General features: G+C 66.1%; 20 protein-coding genes and 1 tRNA gene. 6 read left to right on the top strand and 15 right to left on the bottom strand.

All coding sequences use genetic code 11. The features are described 5' to 3' along the window. Positions 1 to 32 precede the first annotated feature (32 nt). The 3 genes from ACSQ3Y_RS28490 to ACSQ3Y_RS28480 all read right to left on the bottom strand — a co-directional run bounded on the left by ACSQ3Y_RS28490 (position 33) and on the right by ACSQ3Y_RS28480 (position 6,689). Positions 33 to 107 (bottom strand) — tRNA-Arg (locus ACSQ3Y_RS28490). 166 nt (positions 108 to 273) lie between these two features. Next, positions 274 to 4,737, bottom strand: a complete 4,464-nt coding sequence (locus ACSQ3Y_RS28485; protein WP_436179597.1) for a translocation/assembly module TamB domain-containing protein — start codon at positions 4,735 to 4,737, stop codon at positions 274 to 276. Between the two features lie 59 nt (positions 4,738 to 4,796). Beyond that, positions 4,797 to 6,689, bottom strand: coding sequence for an autotransporter assembly complex protein TamA (locus tag ACSQ3Y_RS28480; RefSeq protein WP_436180184.1), 1,893 nt, complete (start codon positions 6,687 to 6,689; stop codon positions 4,797 to 4,799). A gap of 426 nt (positions 6,690 to 7,115) precedes the next feature. Between ACSQ3Y_RS28480 and ACSQ3Y_RS28475 the strand changes: the two genes are divergently transcribed. Continuing rightward, entirely contained in the window at positions 7,116 to 8,234 is a 1,119-nt protein-coding gene (locus ACSQ3Y_RS28475) for an AAA family ATPase (protein ID WP_436179596.1), read from the top strand. After that, positions 8,231 to 8,929 carry a DUF4276 family protein gene (locus ACSQ3Y_RS28470; RefSeq protein WP_436179595.1) on the top strand — a complete coding sequence of 233 codons (699 nt, stop codon included), beginning with the start codon at positions 8,231 to 8,233 and terminating at the stop codon, positions 8,927 to 8,929. The genes ACSQ3Y_RS28475 and ACSQ3Y_RS28470 overlap by 4 nt, the downstream gene beginning before the upstream one ends. Positions 8,930 to 8,981: 52 nt before the next feature. Here ACSQ3Y_RS28470 and ACSQ3Y_RS28465 read toward each other — a convergent pair whose 3' ends face one another. Next, a complete protein-coding gene (locus ACSQ3Y_RS28465; RefSeq protein WP_436179594.1) occupies positions 8,982 to 9,188 on the bottom strand; it encodes a hypothetical protein in 207 nt (68 codons plus the stop codon). Positions 9,189 to 9,334: 146 nt separating this feature from the next. After that, positions 9,335 to 9,871 carry a hypothetical protein gene (locus ACSQ3Y_RS28460; protein ID WP_436179593.1) on the bottom strand — a complete coding sequence of 179 codons (537 nt, stop codon included), beginning with the start codon at positions 9,869 to 9,871 and terminating at the stop codon, positions 9,335 to 9,337. Positions 9,872 to 10,379: 508 nt separating this feature from the next. Here ACSQ3Y_RS28460 and ACSQ3Y_RS28455 point away from each other — a divergent pair. Beyond that, positions 10,380 to 10,865, top strand: a complete 486-nt coding sequence (locus ACSQ3Y_RS28455; protein WP_436179592.1) for a DUF4279 domain-containing protein — start codon at positions 10,380 to 10,382, stop codon at positions 10,863 to 10,865. Positions 10,866 to 11,059: 194 nt separating this feature from the next. After that, positions 11,060 to 11,491 (top strand): hypothetical protein, encoded by a 432-nt coding sequence (locus tag ACSQ3Y_RS28450; RefSeq protein ID WP_436179591.1) that lies wholly within the window; start codon positions 11,060 to 11,062, stop codon positions 11,489 to 11,491. A 99-nt stretch (positions 11,492 to 11,590) separates the two neighbouring features. Here the strand turns inward: ACSQ3Y_RS28450 and ACSQ3Y_RS28445 are convergent, their stop codons facing one another. The 8 genes from ACSQ3Y_RS28445 to ACSQ3Y_RS28410 all read right to left on the bottom strand — a co-directional run bounded on the left by ACSQ3Y_RS28445 (position 11,591) and on the right by ACSQ3Y_RS28410 (position 16,132). After that, positions 11,591 to 11,833 carry a cytoplasmic protein gene (locus ACSQ3Y_RS28445; protein WP_436179590.1) on the bottom strand — a complete coding sequence of 81 codons (243 nt, stop codon included), beginning with the start codon at positions 11,831 to 11,833 and terminating at the stop codon, positions 11,591 to 11,593. A gap of 4 nt (positions 11,834 to 11,837) precedes the next feature. Continuing rightward, positions 11,838 to 12,128 carry a hypothetical protein gene (locus ACSQ3Y_RS28440; protein WP_436179589.1) on the bottom strand — a complete coding sequence of 97 codons (291 nt, stop codon included), beginning with the start codon at positions 12,126 to 12,128 and terminating at the stop codon, positions 11,838 to 11,840. 96 nt (positions 12,129 to 12,224) lie between these two features. Beyond that, complete coding sequence (locus ACSQ3Y_RS28435) at positions 12,225 to 12,467, bottom strand: hypothetical protein (RefSeq protein WP_436179588.1); 243 nt, start codon at positions 12,465 to 12,467, stop codon at positions 12,225 to 12,227. A 6-nt stretch (positions 12,468 to 12,473) separates the two neighbouring features. Next, complete coding sequence (locus ACSQ3Y_RS28430; protein ID WP_436179587.1) at positions 12,474 to 13,112, bottom strand: hypothetical protein; 639 nt, start codon at positions 13,110 to 13,112, stop codon at positions 12,474 to 12,476. Positions 13,113 to 13,138: 26 nt separating this feature from the next. Continuing rightward, positions 13,139 to 14,326 carry a vWA domain-containing protein gene (locus tag ACSQ3Y_RS28425; protein WP_436179586.1) on the bottom strand — a complete coding sequence of 396 codons (1,188 nt, stop codon included), beginning with the start codon at positions 14,324 to 14,326 and terminating at the stop codon, positions 13,139 to 13,141. Positions 14,327 to 14,353: 27 nt separating this feature from the next. Next, the gene (locus ACSQ3Y_RS28420) at positions 14,354 to 14,968 is read right to left on the bottom strand and encodes a GNAT family N-acetyltransferase (protein ID WP_436179585.1); all 615 of its coding nucleotides are present in this window, start codon (positions 14,966 to 14,968) and stop codon (positions 14,354 to 14,356) included. Then, complete coding sequence (locus ACSQ3Y_RS28415) at positions 14,965 to 15,267, bottom strand: hypothetical protein (RefSeq protein WP_235514419.1); 303 nt, start codon at positions 15,265 to 15,267, stop codon at positions 14,965 to 14,967. Before ACSQ3Y_RS28415 ends, ACSQ3Y_RS28420 begins: the two co-directional genes overlap by 4 nt. Positions 15,268 to 15,277: 10 nt before the next feature. Further along, positions 15,278 to 16,132 carry an AAA family ATPase gene (locus ACSQ3Y_RS28410; RefSeq protein ID WP_436179584.1) on the bottom strand — a complete coding sequence of 285 codons (855 nt, stop codon included), beginning with the start codon at positions 16,130 to 16,132 and terminating at the stop codon, positions 15,278 to 15,280. 109 nt (positions 16,133 to 16,241) lie between these two features. Here ACSQ3Y_RS28410 and ACSQ3Y_RS28405 point away from each other — a divergent pair, with 109 nt between their 5' ends. Beyond that, on the top strand, positions 16,242 to 16,907 hold the full coding sequence (locus ACSQ3Y_RS28405; protein ID WP_436179583.1) for a c-type cytochrome: 666 nt from the start codon (positions 16,242 to 16,244) through the stop codon (positions 16,905 to 16,907). A 183-nt stretch (positions 16,908 to 17,090) separates the two neighbouring features. Here the strand turns inward: ACSQ3Y_RS28405 and ACSQ3Y_RS28400 are convergent, their stop codons facing one another. Both ACSQ3Y_RS28400 and ACSQ3Y_RS28395 read right to left on the bottom strand, forming a co-directional pair. Beyond that, the gene (locus tag ACSQ3Y_RS28400; protein ID WP_057201807.1) at positions 17,091 to 17,525 is read right to left on the bottom strand and encodes a DUF1841 family protein; all 435 of its coding nucleotides are present in this window, start codon (positions 17,523 to 17,525) and stop codon (positions 17,091 to 17,093) included. A gap of 80 nt (positions 17,526 to 17,605) precedes the next feature. Further along, positions 17,606 to 17,896: a hypothetical protein gene (locus ACSQ3Y_RS28395; RefSeq protein ID WP_057201808.1), complete on the bottom strand. Its 291-nt coding sequence runs from the start codon at positions 17,894 to 17,896 to the stop codon at positions 17,606 to 17,608. 278 nt (positions 17,897 to 18,174) lie between these two features. On the opposite strand from ACSQ3Y_RS28395, the gene ACSQ3Y_RS28390 reads away from it, so the two are divergent. Continuing rightward, a complete protein-coding gene (locus tag ACSQ3Y_RS28390) occupies positions 18,175 to 18,405 on the top strand; it encodes a hypothetical protein (protein WP_057201809.1) in 231 nt (76 codons plus the stop codon). The last annotated feature ends 9 nt before the right edge of the window (positions 18,406 to 18,414 follow it).

The following is an 18,414-nucleotide window of genomic DNA, read 5'->3' as shown; positions in this document are numbered from 1 at the left end:
GCGCGTAAGCGGTTGATTTAAAAGGGTGAAAGTGGTCCCCTCGACAGGAATCGAACCTGTATCTAGCGCTTAGGAGGCACTCGTTCTATCCATTGAACTACGAGGAGGACGCAGCGGGCGATTGTAGGGGCTGCGCGGGTGGTCCTGCGGCACGGCCGGGTTTTCGCGCTGACTGCCCCCGCATGCGGCTTTGCGTTCAGCCGCATGGCTAGGCGGGAAGCCGCAGACGGCAAGGCGAACCAACGACGCCAGGTGGTTGAACGCAATGCCGCATCAGTCGTACTTCAGCGTATAGATGATATCCACCGCGCTCTGCGCCCCCGTCTGCCCGCGCAGGGTCAGGCGGCGCGACAGGTCATAAAAGATGTACAGCGTGCCCAGGGTGCCCGACAGGCTGCGCTCGTACGTCACATACAGGTCGGTGGACAAACGCTTGCCAAAGGTCAGGGCCGCGCCGGTGGCGTCGTCGCCGGTGCCGGGGCCCTTGAAGCCGATTTCGTCCAGGCCCAGGCGGCTGGCCACGTTGGCGGTGCCGCCGCCGCCCTTGCGGCCCAGCAGGGCCAGGGCGGCCTGCTGCAGCACGGCGGCTTCGGCGCCGCCGGCGGCGGCGTCGCGGCCCAGCACCACCCAGGATAGTTTTTCGGCGTCGGGCAGATCGGGGTCCGAATACAGGCGCACGCGCGGCGCCAGGGCCGAGCCGCTGACCTGCACGCCGGCGCGCACGCTGATGTTGGGGCGCAGCGCCAGAATGTCGAGCGAGGGGTTGTTGTACGGGCCGCTGAAGCGGATGAGCCCCGTCTCCACGTCCAGCACCTGTCCCCAGGCGCGGTATCGGCCCTGCTCGGTGCGCACCTCGCCGATCACGCGCGGGGGCGCGCCGGGCACGGCGCTGCTGCGGATGTCGAGCTCGCCCGTCAGGCGCGTGGTGATGCCCTGGCCCTGCAGCGCGAAGTCGCTCCCCAGGTTCAGGGTGATGGCGATGTCTGGCGGCTTGGCCGTGGTGGGCGTGGTGCCGGTGGCGGGCTGCGCGGCGGCCTGCGTGGCCTTGGCCACTGCCTGGGCCTTGGCCTGGGCCTCGCGGTCCTTGGCGGCCGATCGCACCACCACGTCGCTGCCCAGGCTGGGCGCGGTCTCGTCGGGCAGGATGATGGTGGCGCGGTCGGTGGTCAACTGCCCGCGCACGCTGAACTGGCCCTGCTGTAGTTGCGCCTGCACCTTGCCCGACACGCTGACCTGCCGATCAGCCCGGCCCAGCACCTGCAGGGCCTTGGCCTCGGCCTGAAAACTCATGCCCAGGCCCGACATGCCACTGTTGTTGTTGGCTGCCGCATCGCCCCAGGTCACCCGGCCGGTGCCGGTGAGGCTGCCACCGTCTTGCGGGGCGGCCGTGCGGTTGCCGCTGTAGCCGGGGATGCGCGCCTTGCTGCCGCTGCCCCCGCGCAGGCGAAACTCCGTAATGTCCAGCTGGTTGCCATTGAGCGCGGCGCGCAGGCGCCCGCCCTGCAGGTCCACCCCGTCGAGGATGGAGCGCACGGCCAGCTCGTCGGCCCCCAGCGTGCCGGCCCAGCGCGGCGCGGCGCGGGTGCCCGACAAGGTGGCGTTGGCATCCAGCGTGCCGCGCACGCGCCAGCCGGGCGGGGCCAGGGCCGACCACACGCCCACGTCGGGCAGGCGGGCGCGCAAGGTGCCGGCCAGCGGCGCGTCGGGCGCCAGCGTGGTCTGGGCCAGGGTGCTGCCCAGGGTGAGGCGGGTGCTGGCCGTGGCGTCCACCTCGCCGGCACGGTCGCTGGCCCACACCAGCTTGGCGCGCAGGGCATCGCCCTCAGCCTCCAGGCTCAGCTCGGCCTGGCGCACGCCGGCATTGCTGCCGCTGCCCGGCTCTTCGGTCACGGTGGCCTTGGGGCTGCCCGCGCCGGTGCCCTGGCCGCTGCTCTGCACGGTGGTGATGGCGGCCGAGTCCACCGCCAGAATGCGCAGGTCGCCCGAGGCGCGGCGCACGCTGGCGCTGGCGCGCAGGGGGCCGTTGCTGGTGTCCACGTTCCACTGCCCGTCAAACACGATGTTGCCCGCCAAGCCCAGGCGGGCCAGCAGGGGCTGGGCCGGCTTGCCGGCGGCATCGCTGCCGCCGCCAAGCGCATCGACCCAGGCCATGGGCAGGCCCTGCAGGCTGCCCTGCGTCTGCAGGCGCAGCGGGCTGCCGCCGCCACCGGCGTAGGTGATGGGCTGCCAGCGCAGCGTGGCGGTGCCCGGCACTGGCCCGGTGATGCGCGCCTGGCCGGCCGATGCCTGCACCGACAGGGCGGCGCTGGTGGCCGTGGTGGTGCCCGATGCCGTAGCAGCAGGGGCTGGCGTGGCCGCACCCATGCGCAGCTTCACGGTCACCGGCTCGGCCAACTGCACGGCCCAGGGGCCGGGCAGTTGCGTGTCCTGCGCTTGCAGGCGCAACTCGGTCACCTGGGCCTGCCATTCGTTGGCGCCGCCCATGCCGCCCGACAGGCGCGTGCGCACCGTGGCGCGCTGCGTGCCGGTGCGGGCCTCGCCATCCAGCGCCAACGTGGCCTGGGCGAGCGATCCCGACAGCTCGGCATTCACTCCGCGCAGCTGGATGTTGGACATAGGCGCTGCGCCGCCTGCAGCCCCCTTGCCCGGTGGCAGGGCCACGTCGAGCTGGGGTGCGTTCACACGGGCCTGCAGGGTGAAGTTGTTCGCGTCTTTGCCGCTTGCTGGCAGGGCCTTGCCGGCCGCCAGGGCTTCGATCTGGCTCGCAGCCGTCTGCCAGCCGCCCGTCCAGCGCGCATTGATCTGTGCCTGGCCCTTGGCCGTGGCGCCCTTGGTTGCATCCGCCATGCCCGGCAGGCTGGCCAGCCAGGCCTGCGTGCGCTCGGCATCGCTGAGTTGCAGCTGCAGCTCGCCCGCGCCCTTGGTGGGTGCGATCTGGCCATTGGCGCTGGCCGTGGCGCCAGGCACCGTGGCTCGCAGCTGGCCCTGGGCCGATTGCTCGCCAATGGCCACGCGCAGCTGCGTGGCCTCGACCTTGGCCTGCAGGGCGTCAAGCAGCAGGCGGTCCAACTGCACCGTGCCGCCGCCCGCCTGCGCCAGGTACTGGCCCTGGGCGGTGAAGGTGTTGATGCGCAACAGCGGGGCGCCTTTCTTGCCCGCAGCCTGCGCGGGGGCTTGCGCAGGCGCAGCGCCCGTGGCGCGGATATCGGCCGTAAAGCGCACGGCCTGGTCCGCCTGGCCCTGGGCCGTGATGCGCCCGCCCAGCGGGGCCGCCGCCAGCGCGGTGTGCAGCGCGTCAGGCCGCAGGTTGCGCAGCTCGGCCTGGCCTTCCGCCGCGCCGGTGGCGGGGGTGAACTGGCCCTTGAGGGCAATGGTGCCAGCCGCCTTGCCCGTGCCGATGGTGGCGGTGGCGGCGGGCACGTCCCAGCGCGCGCCGTCAAAGCCCGCGCGGGCCTGCAGTGCGGCCAGGGGCAGGTGTTTGGTGTCCCACGGGCCGGGCAGGTCGTTGCGCAGGTCGGCCTCGATGTTCCAGCCCACGCCGGCGAGTGAGGGCGCCGCAGCGGGCGAGGTGGGGGTGGATGCGGGTGCCGAAGGGGCGGGGGCCGCACTGGCAGCAGCCGTGGCCGCCACCGGGTCCACCTGCACCGTGCCGTGCAGCAGCGTGCGTGGCGCCTGTGGCCACAGGGCCGCCAGGTCCAGTGCCTTGAGGGTGGCGTGCGCCTGCTTGAGCGGCTGGGGCACCCAGGGGAGGATGGTGGCCTGCACGTCGGCCTGCATGGGTTCGGTGGGGGCGCTTGCCTTGGCGGGAGTTGCGGGCGCGTTCTTGCGCGGTGCAGCGACGGGTGCCGGTGCCGACGAGGCCGCGACCTGGGCCGCCACCGCCACCGGCTGCAGCCGCGCGGCCAGCTCCAACTGCGCCGCCGCCGTGGCCAGCGTGCCCTGCACGGTGGCGTGCGCGCCCACCTGCAGCGGGTTGCCGCCGCCCGGGGGCGTGGTCTGCACCGTGCCGTCCACCGTGGCGTCGATGGCCATGGGGGCCTGGGCCTGCAGCTTCACGCGGGCGCTGTAGCGGCCCTGGGCCAGCTCCACGTTGTCGACCTTCAGGTGGTGTTCGGTGCCGTCGTAGCGGTAGTCGCCGGCCAGGTTCTGGGCCTGCACGGCGGGCTTGCCGGCCAGGCTGGTCTGCTGCTCGGGCGAGCCCGCCCACTCCAGGCTGTCCACCTTGAAGGGCACGGCCACCTGCACCGGCAGCACCAGCTGCTCCAGCGGTTTCAGGGGTTCGGTGCTGCTGGGCGCCGTGGCCTGGGGGGTGATGCGCACGCGCGCGGCATGCACCTCGCCCAGCTCCACCTTGCGGCTGAGCAGCGGGGCCAGTTGCCAGCCGATGCGCGCTCCGTCTACCTCCACCACCATGGCCGGGCTGCTCCAGCGTAGCCAGCCAATGTTGCCGCCCGCGCGCAGCGATCCGCTCACGTCGCGGCTCTCCAGCTTCTGGTCCGCCGGCAAATACTGCGCGGCCCGCGCCAGCGCCATGGCCAGCGATGTGTTGCTGCCCGCCCACCACCATGCGCCCCCGCCCACGGCCAGCACCAGCGCCAGCAGGCCGAGCACTAGCCAGGCCAGCAGCCGTAGCCAGCTGCGGCGCCGGCGCGGCGGTGGCGGCGGAGCCGACGACCCGGCGCTGAAATCGGGCGAGCGGTTGGCAGTGGCAGAGGAAGGCGGGTTGCGTGCGGACATCAATCAATCGGTCAGAGGATCAGGCGGGCGGTGAGGGGTAAAAAAAGACGAGGGTCCGGTCAGAAGCTGAAGCCCAGCCGCAAGTGCAGCCGCAGCTCCTTGGCCTGCACGCCATAGGCCAGGTCGGCCTGCAGCGGGCCCACCGGGCTGCGCCAGCGCACGCCGGCACCCACGCCCACGCGCGGGTCCAGGTCGCCCACCTTGTCGGCCACGGCGCCGGCATCCACGAACAAGGTGCTCTCCCAGTCCGTCATGCTGCCCTTGTAGACGATGGGGCGCTGCCACTCCAGGCTGCCCACGGCCATGTAGCGCCCGCCGTAGAGCTGGCCGTTGTCGGTGCGCGCACCGATCTTGCGGTAGCCATAGCCGCGCACCGTGGTGTCGCCACCGGTCAAAAAGAGCTGCGTCACCGGCAACTGCGCGCCCTCGCGCGCAAACACCGCGCCGCCCTCGGCCCGCACCGCCAGCCGCGCCGTGCGCGCGGCGCCGTCGTCGGCTACCACCCGGCCCGCCGGGATGAAGGTCTGCCAGCGCAGCAGCGTGCGCACAAAGGGGTCGCGCTCGGGCGTGAGCGTGGTGCCCACGCCCAGCTCGGCCGCAATGCCGTGGCCGCGCGTGGGGGCGGTGTTGTTGTTGAAGTAGCGGCCCGTCCACCCGTAGTTCACGCTCAGCGCCGTGCCCGAGGGCGGGGCGTTCAGCCCCTGGCTCTTGGCATAGTCGTACTGCAAAAAGTAATTGCGGTCGATGTTCTTGGTGCTCTTGCTGCGCCCGCCGCGCAGCCGGGCGCTGTTGGTCTCGTAGTCACCCGTGTCCTCGCGCTGCACCTGGCCGCCGGCAAACCAGCGCCAGCCGTTCTCGCCGGGCAGGTCGGTCCACTCGGTGCTGAGCAGCTTGTTCTTGCGGTCAAGCGACAGCTTGCTCACCGCGCGCCAGCCCAGCAAGGGCATCTGGTTGTGGATGTGGTCGATGGTCAGGCGCGGTCCACTGTCGGTCGACAGGCCGGCACCAAACACCACCTTCTGCAACTGCGCCTCGCGCACCTGGGCCACCACGGGCACGGCCAGCGGGTCGGTGCCCTCGGTGTCCAGCGTCAAAAACACCGCGTCGTAGTACCCGCTGCTGGCCAGGCGCAGCTGCGCGTCCAGCAGCTCCGTCTCGTCGTAAATGGCGCCCGTGGGCAGGCGCGCCAGGCGGCGCGCGCCATCGGGGTCGTAGCGCTGGTTGCCGTCCACGCGCAGCGGGCCAAAGCGGTACAGCGGGCCCGTGTCGTAAGCCACGCTCAGGTTGGCCTCGTGCTTGTCGGCATCCACCTCGGCACGGCTGTTGGTGATGCGCGCCGTGGGGTAGCGGCGCACCTGCAGCTGGCGCAGGCCATCGTTCTTGGCACCGTCCCACGCCGACTGGGTGAAGGCCTTGCCCGGCGGCAGCCCCCAGCCGTTCTGCACCCGCCGCAGCTGCCGCGCGCGGCCCTCGCCGTCCTGCGCGTTGCTCACTGCCTCGGCAAAGGTGATGTCGGCCTTGGCAATGTGCGTCTGCGGCCCCGGGTCCACCGTGATCACCACCGTGCGCGGTGCCAGTTTCGCGTCGGGCGTCTCGGTCAGCTCGACCTTGATGGTGGGCGCAAAGTAGCCCAGCGTGCCCAGCAGCTCGCGCGCATTGGCATCGGCCGCGCCCAGCAGGCGCTGCAGCTCGCTGGCCTGCAGGTCGGGCAACTGGCGAAAGCGCTGCAGCTCCAGGTGCCGCTCCAGCGTCTCGCGCACCGAATCCGGCCCGCGCACCTCCACCGCAAACGAAGGGCTGCCGTCCGAGTCCGCCTCGATAGGGCTCGACGCCGCATCGCGCGGCGCCTCTTCACCCCCGCGCCCGGGCAGCAGGCTGCAGCCCTGCAGCAGCAGCGACGAGGCGGCACTGAAAAGCAGCAACGCCGACCATCGGGCCGGCGTTGAACGCATGGAGAACAGGGCAGTGTGCGAGAGGGGGCTACGGGACACGGCAGGCGGCTTTGGTTGGGATGGACGGGGGCATGGTACGGCACGGCGCACACACGGCAGGCACAGGCGGCACCAGGGGTGCGAGCGGTGTGCCAGGGGACCTGCCAGCAATGCCACACTATCGCCGCAAAAAGCGCGTTTCCTTGTAAGACAGATTCCCGCGCGGTATCAGGGTGTGTATCGGAGCGAGGCCGTAAGATACGAGTGAGAGAGTGCCTTTTTTGGGGACATTCCTCCCGCCGAGAGGCATTGATAATCTGTTTCAGACCGGTGCGACCCGAGTGGTCAAATGTGCCCCCAGGCGATACCGAAAGCGACCCACAATGTTCACTCCATCCTTGAATGATGCGCCTGTTGCAGGCTGCAGCGCACCCGACGGATTTCACAATGCCTGAGCTGGACTGGATTACCGTTAAAGGCTTCAAAAGCATCGCTTCCATCGAGAAGCTCAAGCTTGGCGCGATCAACGTTGTCATCGGGGCCAACGGTTCGGGCAAGTCGAATTTCATAGGAGTGTTCTCGTTTCTCCATGCATTGAAAGCGGGCCACCTCGTTGAATACACAGGCCGCGCCGGAGGCGCCAATCGGGTCCTGCATTTCGGTTCCAAGAAGACCAAGATGCTGTCGATCCGCGTATCGTTTGAAAATGAACGCAATCAGTACAGCGTCTCCCTGCTGCCGACGAACACGGACGAGCTTGCTCCTCTCAACGAAACTGTCTACTTTTGGAACAAAAGCTATCCGCAGCCTTACAGCGATTCACTGGCGCGTGTTGGCCCTGAGGCGGGAATCAGCTCAAAAAAATTGACAAAGATTGGCGCGTACGTTCGCAGCCACTTCGACCGTTGGCGGCTTTATCACTTTCATGACACCAGCGGCACATCGCCGATGAAGCAAACGGCTGACCTCAATGACAACGCTTATTTGCGCCCCGATGGTTCCAACCTTGCTCCGTTCCTTTACTACCTAAAGGAAAAGCATGAGGACTCGTATGAGCTGATTCGCAAGAGCGTGCAGCGCGTGGCGCCGTTCTTTGCAGACTTCCAACTGGGCGCGCAAAGGCTGAACCCGGACAAGATTCGCCTTGAATGGCGGCACGTCGGCACCGAGGACTACTTTGACGCCTCCAGTTTCTCGGACGGCACGCTGCGGTTCATCGCGCTGGCAACCCTTTTCCTGCAGCCGCAGGCCTATCGACCATCCGTCATCCTGGTCGATGAGCCAGAGCTTGGCCTTCACCCTTTTGCACTCACCATGCTCGCCGCCCTGGTCAAGCAATCGGCTACGACGACACAAGTCATCCTTTCCACGCAGTCGCCTCTCTTGCTGGATCATTTCGATCCCGCGGATGTGTTGGTCGCAGATCGGGTGGATGGCGGAACGACCTTGTCCAGGCTGGATGTGGACAGGCTCGAAAGCTGGCTCGAGGAGTACAGCCTTGGCCAGCTTTGGGAGAAGAATGAACTTGGTGGCCGGCCATCTTCCGAGCAGGCCCGTGTGCGATGACTCGACTTCTAATCCATGTCGAGGGCGAAACAGAAGAGTCCTTCGTCAATGAGTTACTGGCACCGCATCTTTATGGGCATGGCTTTACCCGCGTAAGTGCCAGGCTCGTGGGAAACGCGCGGATGCGCGAACGCCGTGGAGGCATTCGGGCTTGGCAAGCAGTTAAGAAAGACATAGTGCGCCACTTGCAGGAGGATGCCGGAGCTGCATCTGCCACGTTTGTCGATTTCTATGCTTTGCCTGCAGGAGGTCAAGGGGCTTGGCCGGGCCGCAGCGCCGCAAGCGCCGCTCCATTTGCGGAAAAGTCAGGTCTGGTTGAGCAAAAAATTCTCGAAGACGTGAACGAGGATTTCGGTGTGGGAGTCGCAGGGCGGTTTTTTCCTTATGTCGTCATGCATGAATTCGAAGGTCTGCTGTTCAGCAATCCAAAAGCTTTTTGTGACGGCATCGCAAGGCCAGACCTTGTGTCCCATTTCCAAAATATCAGGGACCAGTTTGGATCTCCCGAGGAGATAAACGATTCACCCGATACAGCACCATCGAAGCGTATCATTGCGGCCGTTCCGGGCTACCAGAAGCCGCTCTATGGCACTCTGGCAGCGCTTGAGATTGGACTCGCTGACATGCGTGGCGCATGCCCTTTGTTCAATTCCTGGGTAACCAAGCTTGAGGCTTGGGGTGGGAGTCAAGCCTAGGGTAAGGCGGCCGTGCCCGGGCTCATTGCGAAGCACCGTCGCTGGACGAAGCTCAGTCGCTCGCAGCAACCAGCTGCGGCGGAATCGTCCTGACAATGGCATCGGGCCCCTCCACATCCCACAGGAAAACGCAGCAGCCACAGCCGTTCATCTCGGACACGAAGCCCAGGTGCGCGCTGTTTTTCTCCAGCCAAGATTCGGCCATTTCGACTTCACCAGGGTTGTCGACCAGGGCGCAAATGCTGGCTCGGCGTGTCATGTGGCGTGTGTCAGGAGAATGTTCGTTCTGTGGCGCAGGGCGCGCTCATGACCTGAACTTGACGCAGGTGTGGTGCGCGACATGGTGGGCATCGTACCCGCAGCGGTTGGCGAGCGCGATCAATGATTGGCAGGCTGGTGGCCCCCTCAAATCACCACCCACAGCGCCACCCCCACCACCGCGCCCACCAGCAAGGCGGGAGCGGCCACCGACCAGTCCTGTGTGGACGGCACACTGGCCCCGAAGGCCGATGCGGCCAGCCAGGCATGCAGCCCGTACGCCACGCCCGACCCGGCCCCCGGCATGAAGGTGGTGGCCCACCAAAAGCTCAGCGGCGCCAGCGCAACCGGTGCCAGCGCAATCGGCAGCGACCGAAAGTACCCCGCCTGGAACCGTACCGACCCCAAGCGCCAGCCCATGGGCGTGCGCTGCGGCACCAGGGTGGGCATGGTGGGCCGGGCCCCCAGCAGCGCCGCGACCACCCAGTGCATGGCCTCATGCAAGGCAGTGCCCGGCAGCACCGCCAGGCAGTACGTCCACATGCCGATGTGCACGCACAGGCGCTGGAAGACGAGGATGCCGGCAAGCACCAGCCAGTCCCTTGAATCCAGGGCCTGGGCGCGCACGGTGGCCCAGGCCAGGGGGTGGGTGATAGCTTCGGTGATCCATGCGGGGTCGTCCATGGGAAATCAATTTTTCATTCGTTGAAAAGGTGGGTGAGAGGGCGCGCCAAGAGCCTGGCACCCATGGCCATTGTCACGATGAAATGGGGGGCGCGTGTCGGAGAGCATGCCTTGTGGGTGCCGAGATTGGTGCCCCGGGGGGCGCGGGCCCGACGCGAGCCCATGCTGCGCGGTGAGCTTCGCGGCGCGCGCGGCCGGGCCGGGCGCCCGCATCGCGGCCCAGCCGGGCACGCGCGTCCTTCCCTGCGCATGCGCACGACCTGTCGGCCCGCGCCCAGATCGCGAGCGTCGCCTGCGACCTGGACTGGCCCCTGCCCCCGTGGCCCTCTACCGCCACCAGGACGTGCCCGACTCGCCCAGCATGGAGACCTTCGTGCGCACGCTCAAGGGGGCTGTGAAGGGAACGGTTTGAGGCGGGGTGAGGTGCCGGTGGGCAGTGCGGTTGCTGATACCCTGGCGGCACTGCCCCCGGGGGCTCGCGCATCACACCCAAGTCAGAAGGAATCAGATGGCCCGTATCTCCACCACGGTCCGGCGGCGCGTGGAACGCGGCGTGCGGCGCCGGGACAAAATTCTTGCCGACCCTGCTTACCGGGGGACACCCCGCCTCTATCGCTTCGATGCATCGCTGCGCATTGCCGGTATCGGCCAGCAACACGATGCCATGCAGCTCAGGACGGGCATCGAGCTCACCCGTGCTGTCCGCAAGGGCGAGCCACGGTTTGCCGGAAAGCGATGGCAAGAGGATATATGGCGCCTGGACTCGCCATTGGGCGGCGTTGCCTCTCTGGACGCACACCTGCAATGGCTCTGGCAGACCATCGCGCCGCACCAGGACTATTTTCGACAGCTCATCGCGCTGTCATCCAGTGCCGAGTTGGTTCTTGGGTGCTTCTCTGAAAGCCCGTATCCGTACCTCACGGTGGAGAGTGATTCCCTGCACCTTCTTCGGGAGTTGAACCTGGGGGTTTCCTTCAACTTCACGTGCGTGTAGGCAGGGCGCAGCACCTGAGCGGCGTGGCGCAGCGCAGTGGGCATGGCCTCACCTAAAAGGTCTGCGTGGGGCCCACCCTGGCCACTGCTACGATGACGGCTACAGCCCGGACGCGGGTATACAAGGGCCTCGCAAGGTTCTCCAGCCGACTGGCATGGGTAGCACTCTCTACAGAACGTCTGGCGTCAAAAAACATGCACTCCTGGCACGATTTTCATATCACTGGCTACGCTGTCGATGGCAAACGCCGCGAGCTGGTCTTTGATCTGGAGTGGCCCTATGACCCAAGCGCCGAACCAAAGCGGGCGAAGCTTGGGTTTTCCGGGGTCGAGTGCTACTTCCTGGAGCACGACCTGGGCGGCAACATCGTGTACTCGTTCGAAGAGCGGCCGCTGCGGGAGTTTTTGACGGAGTGGACTGATCGCTTCGAGGCCGAATGCCAATGGGGCTGGCCCAAATTCTGGCGCCCGGTCCCTCATCCGAAGCGCCCAGTGGAAGTCGAACGAGAAGAATCGCTTCAGACGCTTTCTTCCATGCAGCTAAGGTGCATCGAGTTATCCAGCTCCTATGGATTGAGCGGGTGGATTCTGGCTGAGGGAAGCCACCATTCATCCATGGATGTCTGACCACGCACCGCGCCGGCTCGCATCTCACTTTCAAGATATGGTCTATGGCGATTCAACGGCGAGTGTCTTCCGTGGCTGCGATGGGCCTGAAGCGAAGCTTCACACCGAACCGAAGGCCCTGGCATGGGTGGCTTGCAGCCACGCTGCATCTGGCGGCCCATTGAAGCCCACTACGGCATCGACGCCGCACTGGGGGCAGATGGCCGTCTGGTCCTGGTTGTCGCCATCGCACCATTCCCTGATGGCGCCAGGCGCGAACGTCCCAACGCAGTAGTAGCAAGCAGCCACCTCACTGCCGAGAAGCGCATCGCGGTGCAGCGACGATCCGCACGTTCTGCCCATGGTGTCAACCAATCCAGATGGTGGTGGGCCGGGGCACAAGAGAGATCGTGGCCTGAAGTGCTTCAATGGTCATTTCTATTCGGGTGCTTATGTATTCGTGCACCGGATTTGGCGATGCGGTCGAGACCCAGTTCTGGAGGGCTTGCAATTCATCGCAGACAGCGGGTATGTCATCTTGATCGAGGGGGACTCCCGATGAAAACAATGGGATCCATTGCGCACCGATTTTCTCTGCACCTTGCAGCCAAACTGCATTGAACACATCCTCCGTCGAGAGCGGATATGTTGATGCCACGGTGGCGCCGTCGGTCTCACGCTCGATGATCAGTCATATAGACAAACGAAGGCACCTTCAGTTTGCGGCTGCAGCACGCCTGACTCCGTTGCGGCGCTACCTGAGCAGCTTCACGGCCACCCAGGCCATGCAAGCACCCAGCGCTGCCCAGATGAGGTGGTACACGACAAGGCCGGCGGGCGTGCCCAATGCGGCCCCCAGTGCCTGCGCCATGGCGCCCCGCACCAACGACTGCGTGGGCGGCGGTGCGGCCAGGGTGACGGCCCCCCAGGCGCTGAAGAGGAACACGCCGCCCCCGACAACCAGGAAGAACCACGCCAGCCATCTTGTCTCCCGCATACCTTCTCATTCCTTGGAGTGATGGGCTGCCCATGGGGTGCCATGGGGCACGCCATCGAGAGGCTTTTGCCTTCGGAAAAATATCCCTCGGATGGCGATGAAGGCCCCGAGCAGAACCAGCAGCACCCATGATAGGGCCGGTCCCCAGCCGTTCTGGATGGCCGCGTACCTGCGGGCTTTTTCTTCGTAGCCGAACCAGGTCTTCTCCGCGTTGGTCAGCTCGTAGCACAGGCCGCCGCCGCCCATCGATGCCGGCGCCATCAGCAGCGACTCCTGTTGGCTGCGCAGGTGCTCGGCGTACTGGTCGTTCAATCGGACATCGTTCTCGTCAAGGCAGTTGGATGTGGACGACCAGCCCAGGGCGCAACTGCACCGGTGCACCACCCCGTCCGCGCTGCGTACCCTGGTTGCATACTGCGACCTCTTGCTCGGCCACGTGTCGTAGCGCGCCAGAAGCCGCCCGTCCACCCGGGTGAGCTGGTCCTTGGGGGGAATCTCCACCAAGCTGGACTGCACCCCAAAAACGACAAAAAACATCATCAGCACGAATGGAACGCACTGGATGCCGCCCACAAGGGGGGCCACCAACCAGCCCATCCAGCCCAGAACTTCCCGGGCTCTTATCCTTCTTCTGACCACCTGCACGTGTTGCGGCTCCCTCCACCAATCCCTCACTTCGACAACAACCGCATAGTCTCTTCCAACCCCTTCAACGACAACGGAAACATCCGATTCCCGATCAGCTGCTGCACGATGCTGATGCTCTGGCGGTACTGCCATACGCCCTGGGGCTCGGGGTTGATCCAGGCGAACTTGGGGAAGGCGTGGGTCAGGCGCTGGATCCACTCGGCGCCGGGTTCTTCGTTGTTGTACTCCACGCTGCCGCCGGGCTGCAAAATCTCATACGGGCTCATGGTGGCGTCGCCCACGAAGATGAGTTTGTAGTCCTTGTTGTACTTGCGGATGATGTCCCAGGTGGGGAACTTCTCGGCAAAGCGGCGGCGGTTGTTCTTCCACATGAAGTCGTACACGCAGTTGTGGAAGTAATAAAACTCCAGGTGCTTGAACTCCGTCTTCACGGCGCTGAACAGCTCTTCCACGCGCTGGATGTGTTCGTCCATGGTGCCGCCCACGTCCATCAGCAGCAGCACCTTCACGTTGTTGTGGCGCTCGGGCACCATCTTGATGTCCAGGTAGCCGGCGTTGGCCGCAGTGCTGCGGATGGTGTCGGGCAGGTCCAGCTCCAGGTCGTTGCCCTCGCGCGCAAACTTGCGCAGGCGGCGCAGCGCGACCTTGATGTTGCGCGTGCCCAGTTCCTGCTGGTCGTCGTAGTCCTTGTAGGCGCGCTGCTCCCACACTTTCACGGCGCTCTTGTTCTTGCCGGCGCCGCCAATGCGCACGCCCTGGGGGTTGTAGCCGCCGTGTCCAAAGGGGCTGGTGCCGCCGGTGCCGATCCACTTGTTGCCGCCTTCGTGGCGCTCTTTCTGCTCTTCGAGGCGCTTCTTGAGCGTCTCCATCAGCTCGTCCCAGCCCATCTTTTCGATGGCGGCCTTTTGCTCTGGGGTCAGCTCGTTTTCCAGGATCTTGCGCAGCCAGTCGGCGGGCACTTCCTTGGTGAAGTCGGCCAGCATTTCCACGCCCTTGAAGTAGGCGCCGAAGGCACGGTCGAACTTGTCGTAGTGTTTCTCGTCCTTGACCAGCGTCAGGCGCGAGAGGTTGTAAAAATCGTCCAGGCTCCACGAGTCGTCGGAGCGCGGGCCCACCACGCCGGCCTCCAGTGCCTCCAGCAGGGTGAGGTATTCCTTGACCGACACGGGCAGCTTGGCCGCGCGCAGGGTGTAGAAAAAGTCGATGAGCATGGTGGGGTGCCTCCTCGGGCAACAGGGTCAGGCGGTGGCGTCGCGGCGTGCGCGCAGGTACAGAAGCTGGGCGCGGGCCTCGGGCCACTCGCCGGCGCGCATGCTGTACATCACCGTGTCGCGGATGGTGCCGTCGCGGCGCAGCGCGTGGCCGCGCAGCACGCCGTCCTTGTGCGCACCCAGGCGCTCGATGGCGCGCTGCGATGCGAAGTTGTAGTTGTCGGTGCGCCAGCCCACCACGTTGCAGCCCAGGGTGTCGAAGGCGTGGCCCAGCATCAACAGCTTGCAGGTGGTGTTGACGTGGCTGCGCTGCACGCTCTGGCGGTACCAGGTGTAGCCGATCTCCACGCGCTTCACGGCGGGCAAAATGTCGTGGTAGCTGGTGCTGCCCAGCACGGTGCCGCTGGCATCGTCGACCACGGCAAACGCAAAGCGGTCGCGCGTGGCCAGGGCCGTCTCGATGTAGGCGCGCGTGTCCTGCGGCTCGGGCACCGAGGTCACGCGCAGCGTCCACAGCTGGCCGTCGGCTGCGGCGGCTTGCAGGCCGGCTTCATGGTGCAGGGCCAGAGGCTCCAGGCGCAGGCCCTGGTCGCGCAGGGTGACGGGTTGCACGAATGCGGCGGGCGGGGTGGGGGCGCTCATTTCTTGTTCTTCTTCGTGCTTTTGGCGGGCGCCTGAGGTTGCGGTGCCTGTGCGGTCACTGCTTCCTGCAGTCTTTGGCGCCGCTGCTGCTGCCAGCGCCGTGCGGCATGCAGGCCCAGGCCGCCGCCCAGTCCCACCAGGCCGATGCCGGCCAGCGTGCCCATGCCGTAGCCCGGCGCAAAGATGTCGAAGCCCGCGAGCTGGCCCAGCCAGAAGCCGGCCAGCGCGCCGCCCAGGAAGCCGATGGCGTCGGCAACGCCGTCGAGCAGTGAAGGGGTGGGCGGGGTGGGCTGCGTCATGGCGGTCCGATCAACGGTTGCGTTGATTCATGAAGACCAGCTTCTCGAACAGACTCACGTCCTGCTCGTTCTTGAGCAGCGCGCCCACCAGCGGGGGCACGGCCACCTTGTTGTCGGCGCTTTGCAGGGCGCTCAGCGGGATGTCTTCGGCCACCAGCAGCTTGAGCCAGTCGAGCAGCTCGCTGGTGGAGGGCTTCTTCTTCAGGCCCGGCAGGTTGCGCACGTCGTAGAAGGTCTTCATCGCCACGCTGAGCAGGTCGGCCTTGAGCGTGGGGAAGTGCACCGCCACGATCTGGCGCATGGTGTCGGCTTCAGGGAACTTGATGAAGTGAAAGAAGCAGCGGCGCAAAAAGGCGTCGGGCAGCTCTTTTTCGTTGTTGGAGGTGATGAACACCAGCGGGCGGTGCTTGGCCTTGATGAGCTCGCGCGTCTCGTAGCAGTAGAACTCCATGCGGTCGATTTCGCGCAGCAGGTCGTTCGGGAACTCGATATCGGCCTTGTCGATCTCGTCGATCAACAGCGCCACGGGCCGGTCGGCCGTGAAGGCCTGCCACAGCACGCCCTGGATGATGTAGTTGCGGATGTCCTTCACCCGCTCGCTGCTGTCGCCGTCGTTCAACTGGCTGTCGCGCAGGCGGCTCACCGCGTCGTACTCGTACAGGCCCTGCTGCGCCTTGGTGGTGGACTTGATGTGCCATTGCAGCAGCGGCATGCCCAGCGCCTGGGCCACTTCCTCGGCCAGCATGGTCTTGCCGGTGCCCGGCTCGCCCTTGATGAGCAGCGGGCGTTGCAGGGTGATGGCAGCGTTCACGGCCAGCATCAGGTCTTGGGTCGCAACGTAGTTCTGGGAACCTTGGAATTTCATGGCAGGGAAAACACCGGATCGTTGATGAATGGGCTTGACAGGCGCTGGCTATAATTGCCCGGTTAAGCAGAGCCCTCAGGCTGAACTTCCACGAGATTGTGCGCGCAAAATGAACAAGACGTTGACCACGATATTTGCCCTGGCTGTCGCTTCCGTGACCGCCTTCTCCCACGCTCAGGAAGTCAAGGGCGATGTGAAAGCGGGGGAAAAGAAGATCGCCATGTGCATCGGCTGCCATGGCATTGTGGGCTACCAGGCCAGCTTTCCTGAAATCCACAAGGTGCCCATGATCTCGGGCCAGAGCGGTGCCTACATCTCCTCGGCGCTCGACGCCTACCGCAAGGGCGACCGCAAGCACCCCACCATGCGCGGCATTGCCGACTCGCTGACCGACCAGGACATCGCCGACGTGTCGGCCTACTACGCCCAGCACGGCAAGGCCGGCGCCGCCGAGCTGCCCGCCAAGCCCAAGCGCGAACCCAGCGTGCAGGTGGCCGAGCTGCTCAAGAAGGGCGCCTGCGTCTCTTGCCACGGCGACAACTTTGCCAAGCCCATCGACCCCTCGTACCCGCACATCGCCGGCCAGCACGCCGACTATCTGTTCGTGGCGCTCAAGTCGTACAAGGCCGAGAAGAACCCCAACCTGGGCCGCAGCAACGCCATCATGGCCGGCGTGGCCAAGCAGTTCACCAACTCCGAACTCAAGGCCCTGGCCAACTACGTGGGCAGCCTGGAAGGGGACATGCACACGGTGCCCCAGTCGCGCTTCCGCTGAGAGCGGCTAAAAAAACTCTTCTGGCGTCGTTGCTGCGTCTTGTCGTACTACTCGTACTGCCTGCGACGCAGCGCCTAGCCAGAACCGCTTCGCTGAGTTTTGTTATCCGCTCTGAGTAAGTCACGGATTCCAGAAATGCAAAAGCCCGCAGCTGCGGGCTTTTTCTTTTTGCGCTGGACGGGCTCAGTCCCTGGTCGCGCGCCTCTGCACGGCGGCGATATAGGCGTCGCCATCGGGCGGGCGGCCCGAGCGCTGGCTTTCCCACAGCATCTGGCCCAGGCATTCCATGGTGGCGTGGTGGGCGTCGTGCAGCGAGTCGAGGCGCTTGGCCAGCAGCTCCACCGCCTGGCGGATGCCGCGCGGCTGGTCGATGCTGCACTGCTCGCTGATCGACAGGTGCATCGACAGGTGCAGGAACGGGTTTGTGCGGTCCGGCGTCTCGTCGTAGTTGCGGGCCACCGCGGCATCGGCATCGGCGAAGTCGGCGTGGTATTCGGGGTGCTCGGCGATCCACAGGCTGGCCAGTGTCTCGATGGCCTCCATGGGTGCGCCGGTCTGGGACTTGGCGTGTACGCCGCAGATAAAGCGGCGCACGTCGGCTTGGGACGGGTTGAACATATTGGGGCAGCAGCGTAGCACGCAGCGCGTGCCGGGGTAGGGTGCGGGGGTATGTGCGCGTCGCTGCCAAGGGGGGCTGACTACCGCTGCCTGAAGCGGCCCGGCTCGCACCAGAAACGGGTTTTGACGCCCGGCTGGCCTTCGAACAGGTCGGCCGCATGGTCGCAGTTGGCCAGGTTGTAGGCCTTGCCATCGGCTGCATCGAAGGTGGCGACATGCATCCGCAAGGTGCCGTTGACGGCGCTGTTGCGGTACAGGGTGAACACCACGGAGTTGTCATCCGTGGCGGCGGTGGTGGTTGCCGAAATGGCCGCGCAGCACGCGAACAGTACCGCGAGGCCCAGCCAGCGGGAGCCTGGAGGGAGCGTCATGCTTTCAATTTAGCAGCCTGCCATGACAAGCGGTAGTGCCAAATTACCAGCCCGCTGCGCTCGGGCTTTTGCGCCGACTTGGTGCCAATGCGGCGGAACGTCTTCAGCGCACCCGGCCAGGTGGCTGGTGGGTGGCTGGCGATTTTGCTGCACAGGGCGGGGCGAATCCGTCCTACGCAATCGCCCCAGGCCCGCCCCTACATTGGAGCCGCGGGGGACACAGCTTGTCACCGCCCGATACAACCCAAGACAAACAACCACCATCCAAGGAAACTGCCATGAACAACAACGCAACGCGCATCATCGGGGCCCTGCTGCTCATCGTCGGCCTGGCCGGCTTCTTCACCGGCGGCTTCAGCTTCACCAAGGAAACCACCCAGGCCAAGCTCGGCCCGCTGGAGCTCAAGGTGCAGGAGAAAGAGTCCGTCAACGTGCCCCAGTGGCTGAGCGTGGGCGCCATGGCGCTGGGCGCGGTGGTGCTGGTGCTGGGCTTTCGGCGCCGTAGTTGAGGCGTGTGT

This window comes from Acidovorax sp. LjRoot66, from assembly GCF_964253305.1.
In the GTDB taxonomy this organism is placed as follows: Bacteria; Pseudomonadota; Gammaproteobacteria; order Burkholderiales; family Burkholderiaceae_C; genus Acidovorax.
The sequence above is the reverse complement of the archived record's forward strand: the minus strand, read 5'-3'. Positions and strand labels throughout refer to the sequence as shown.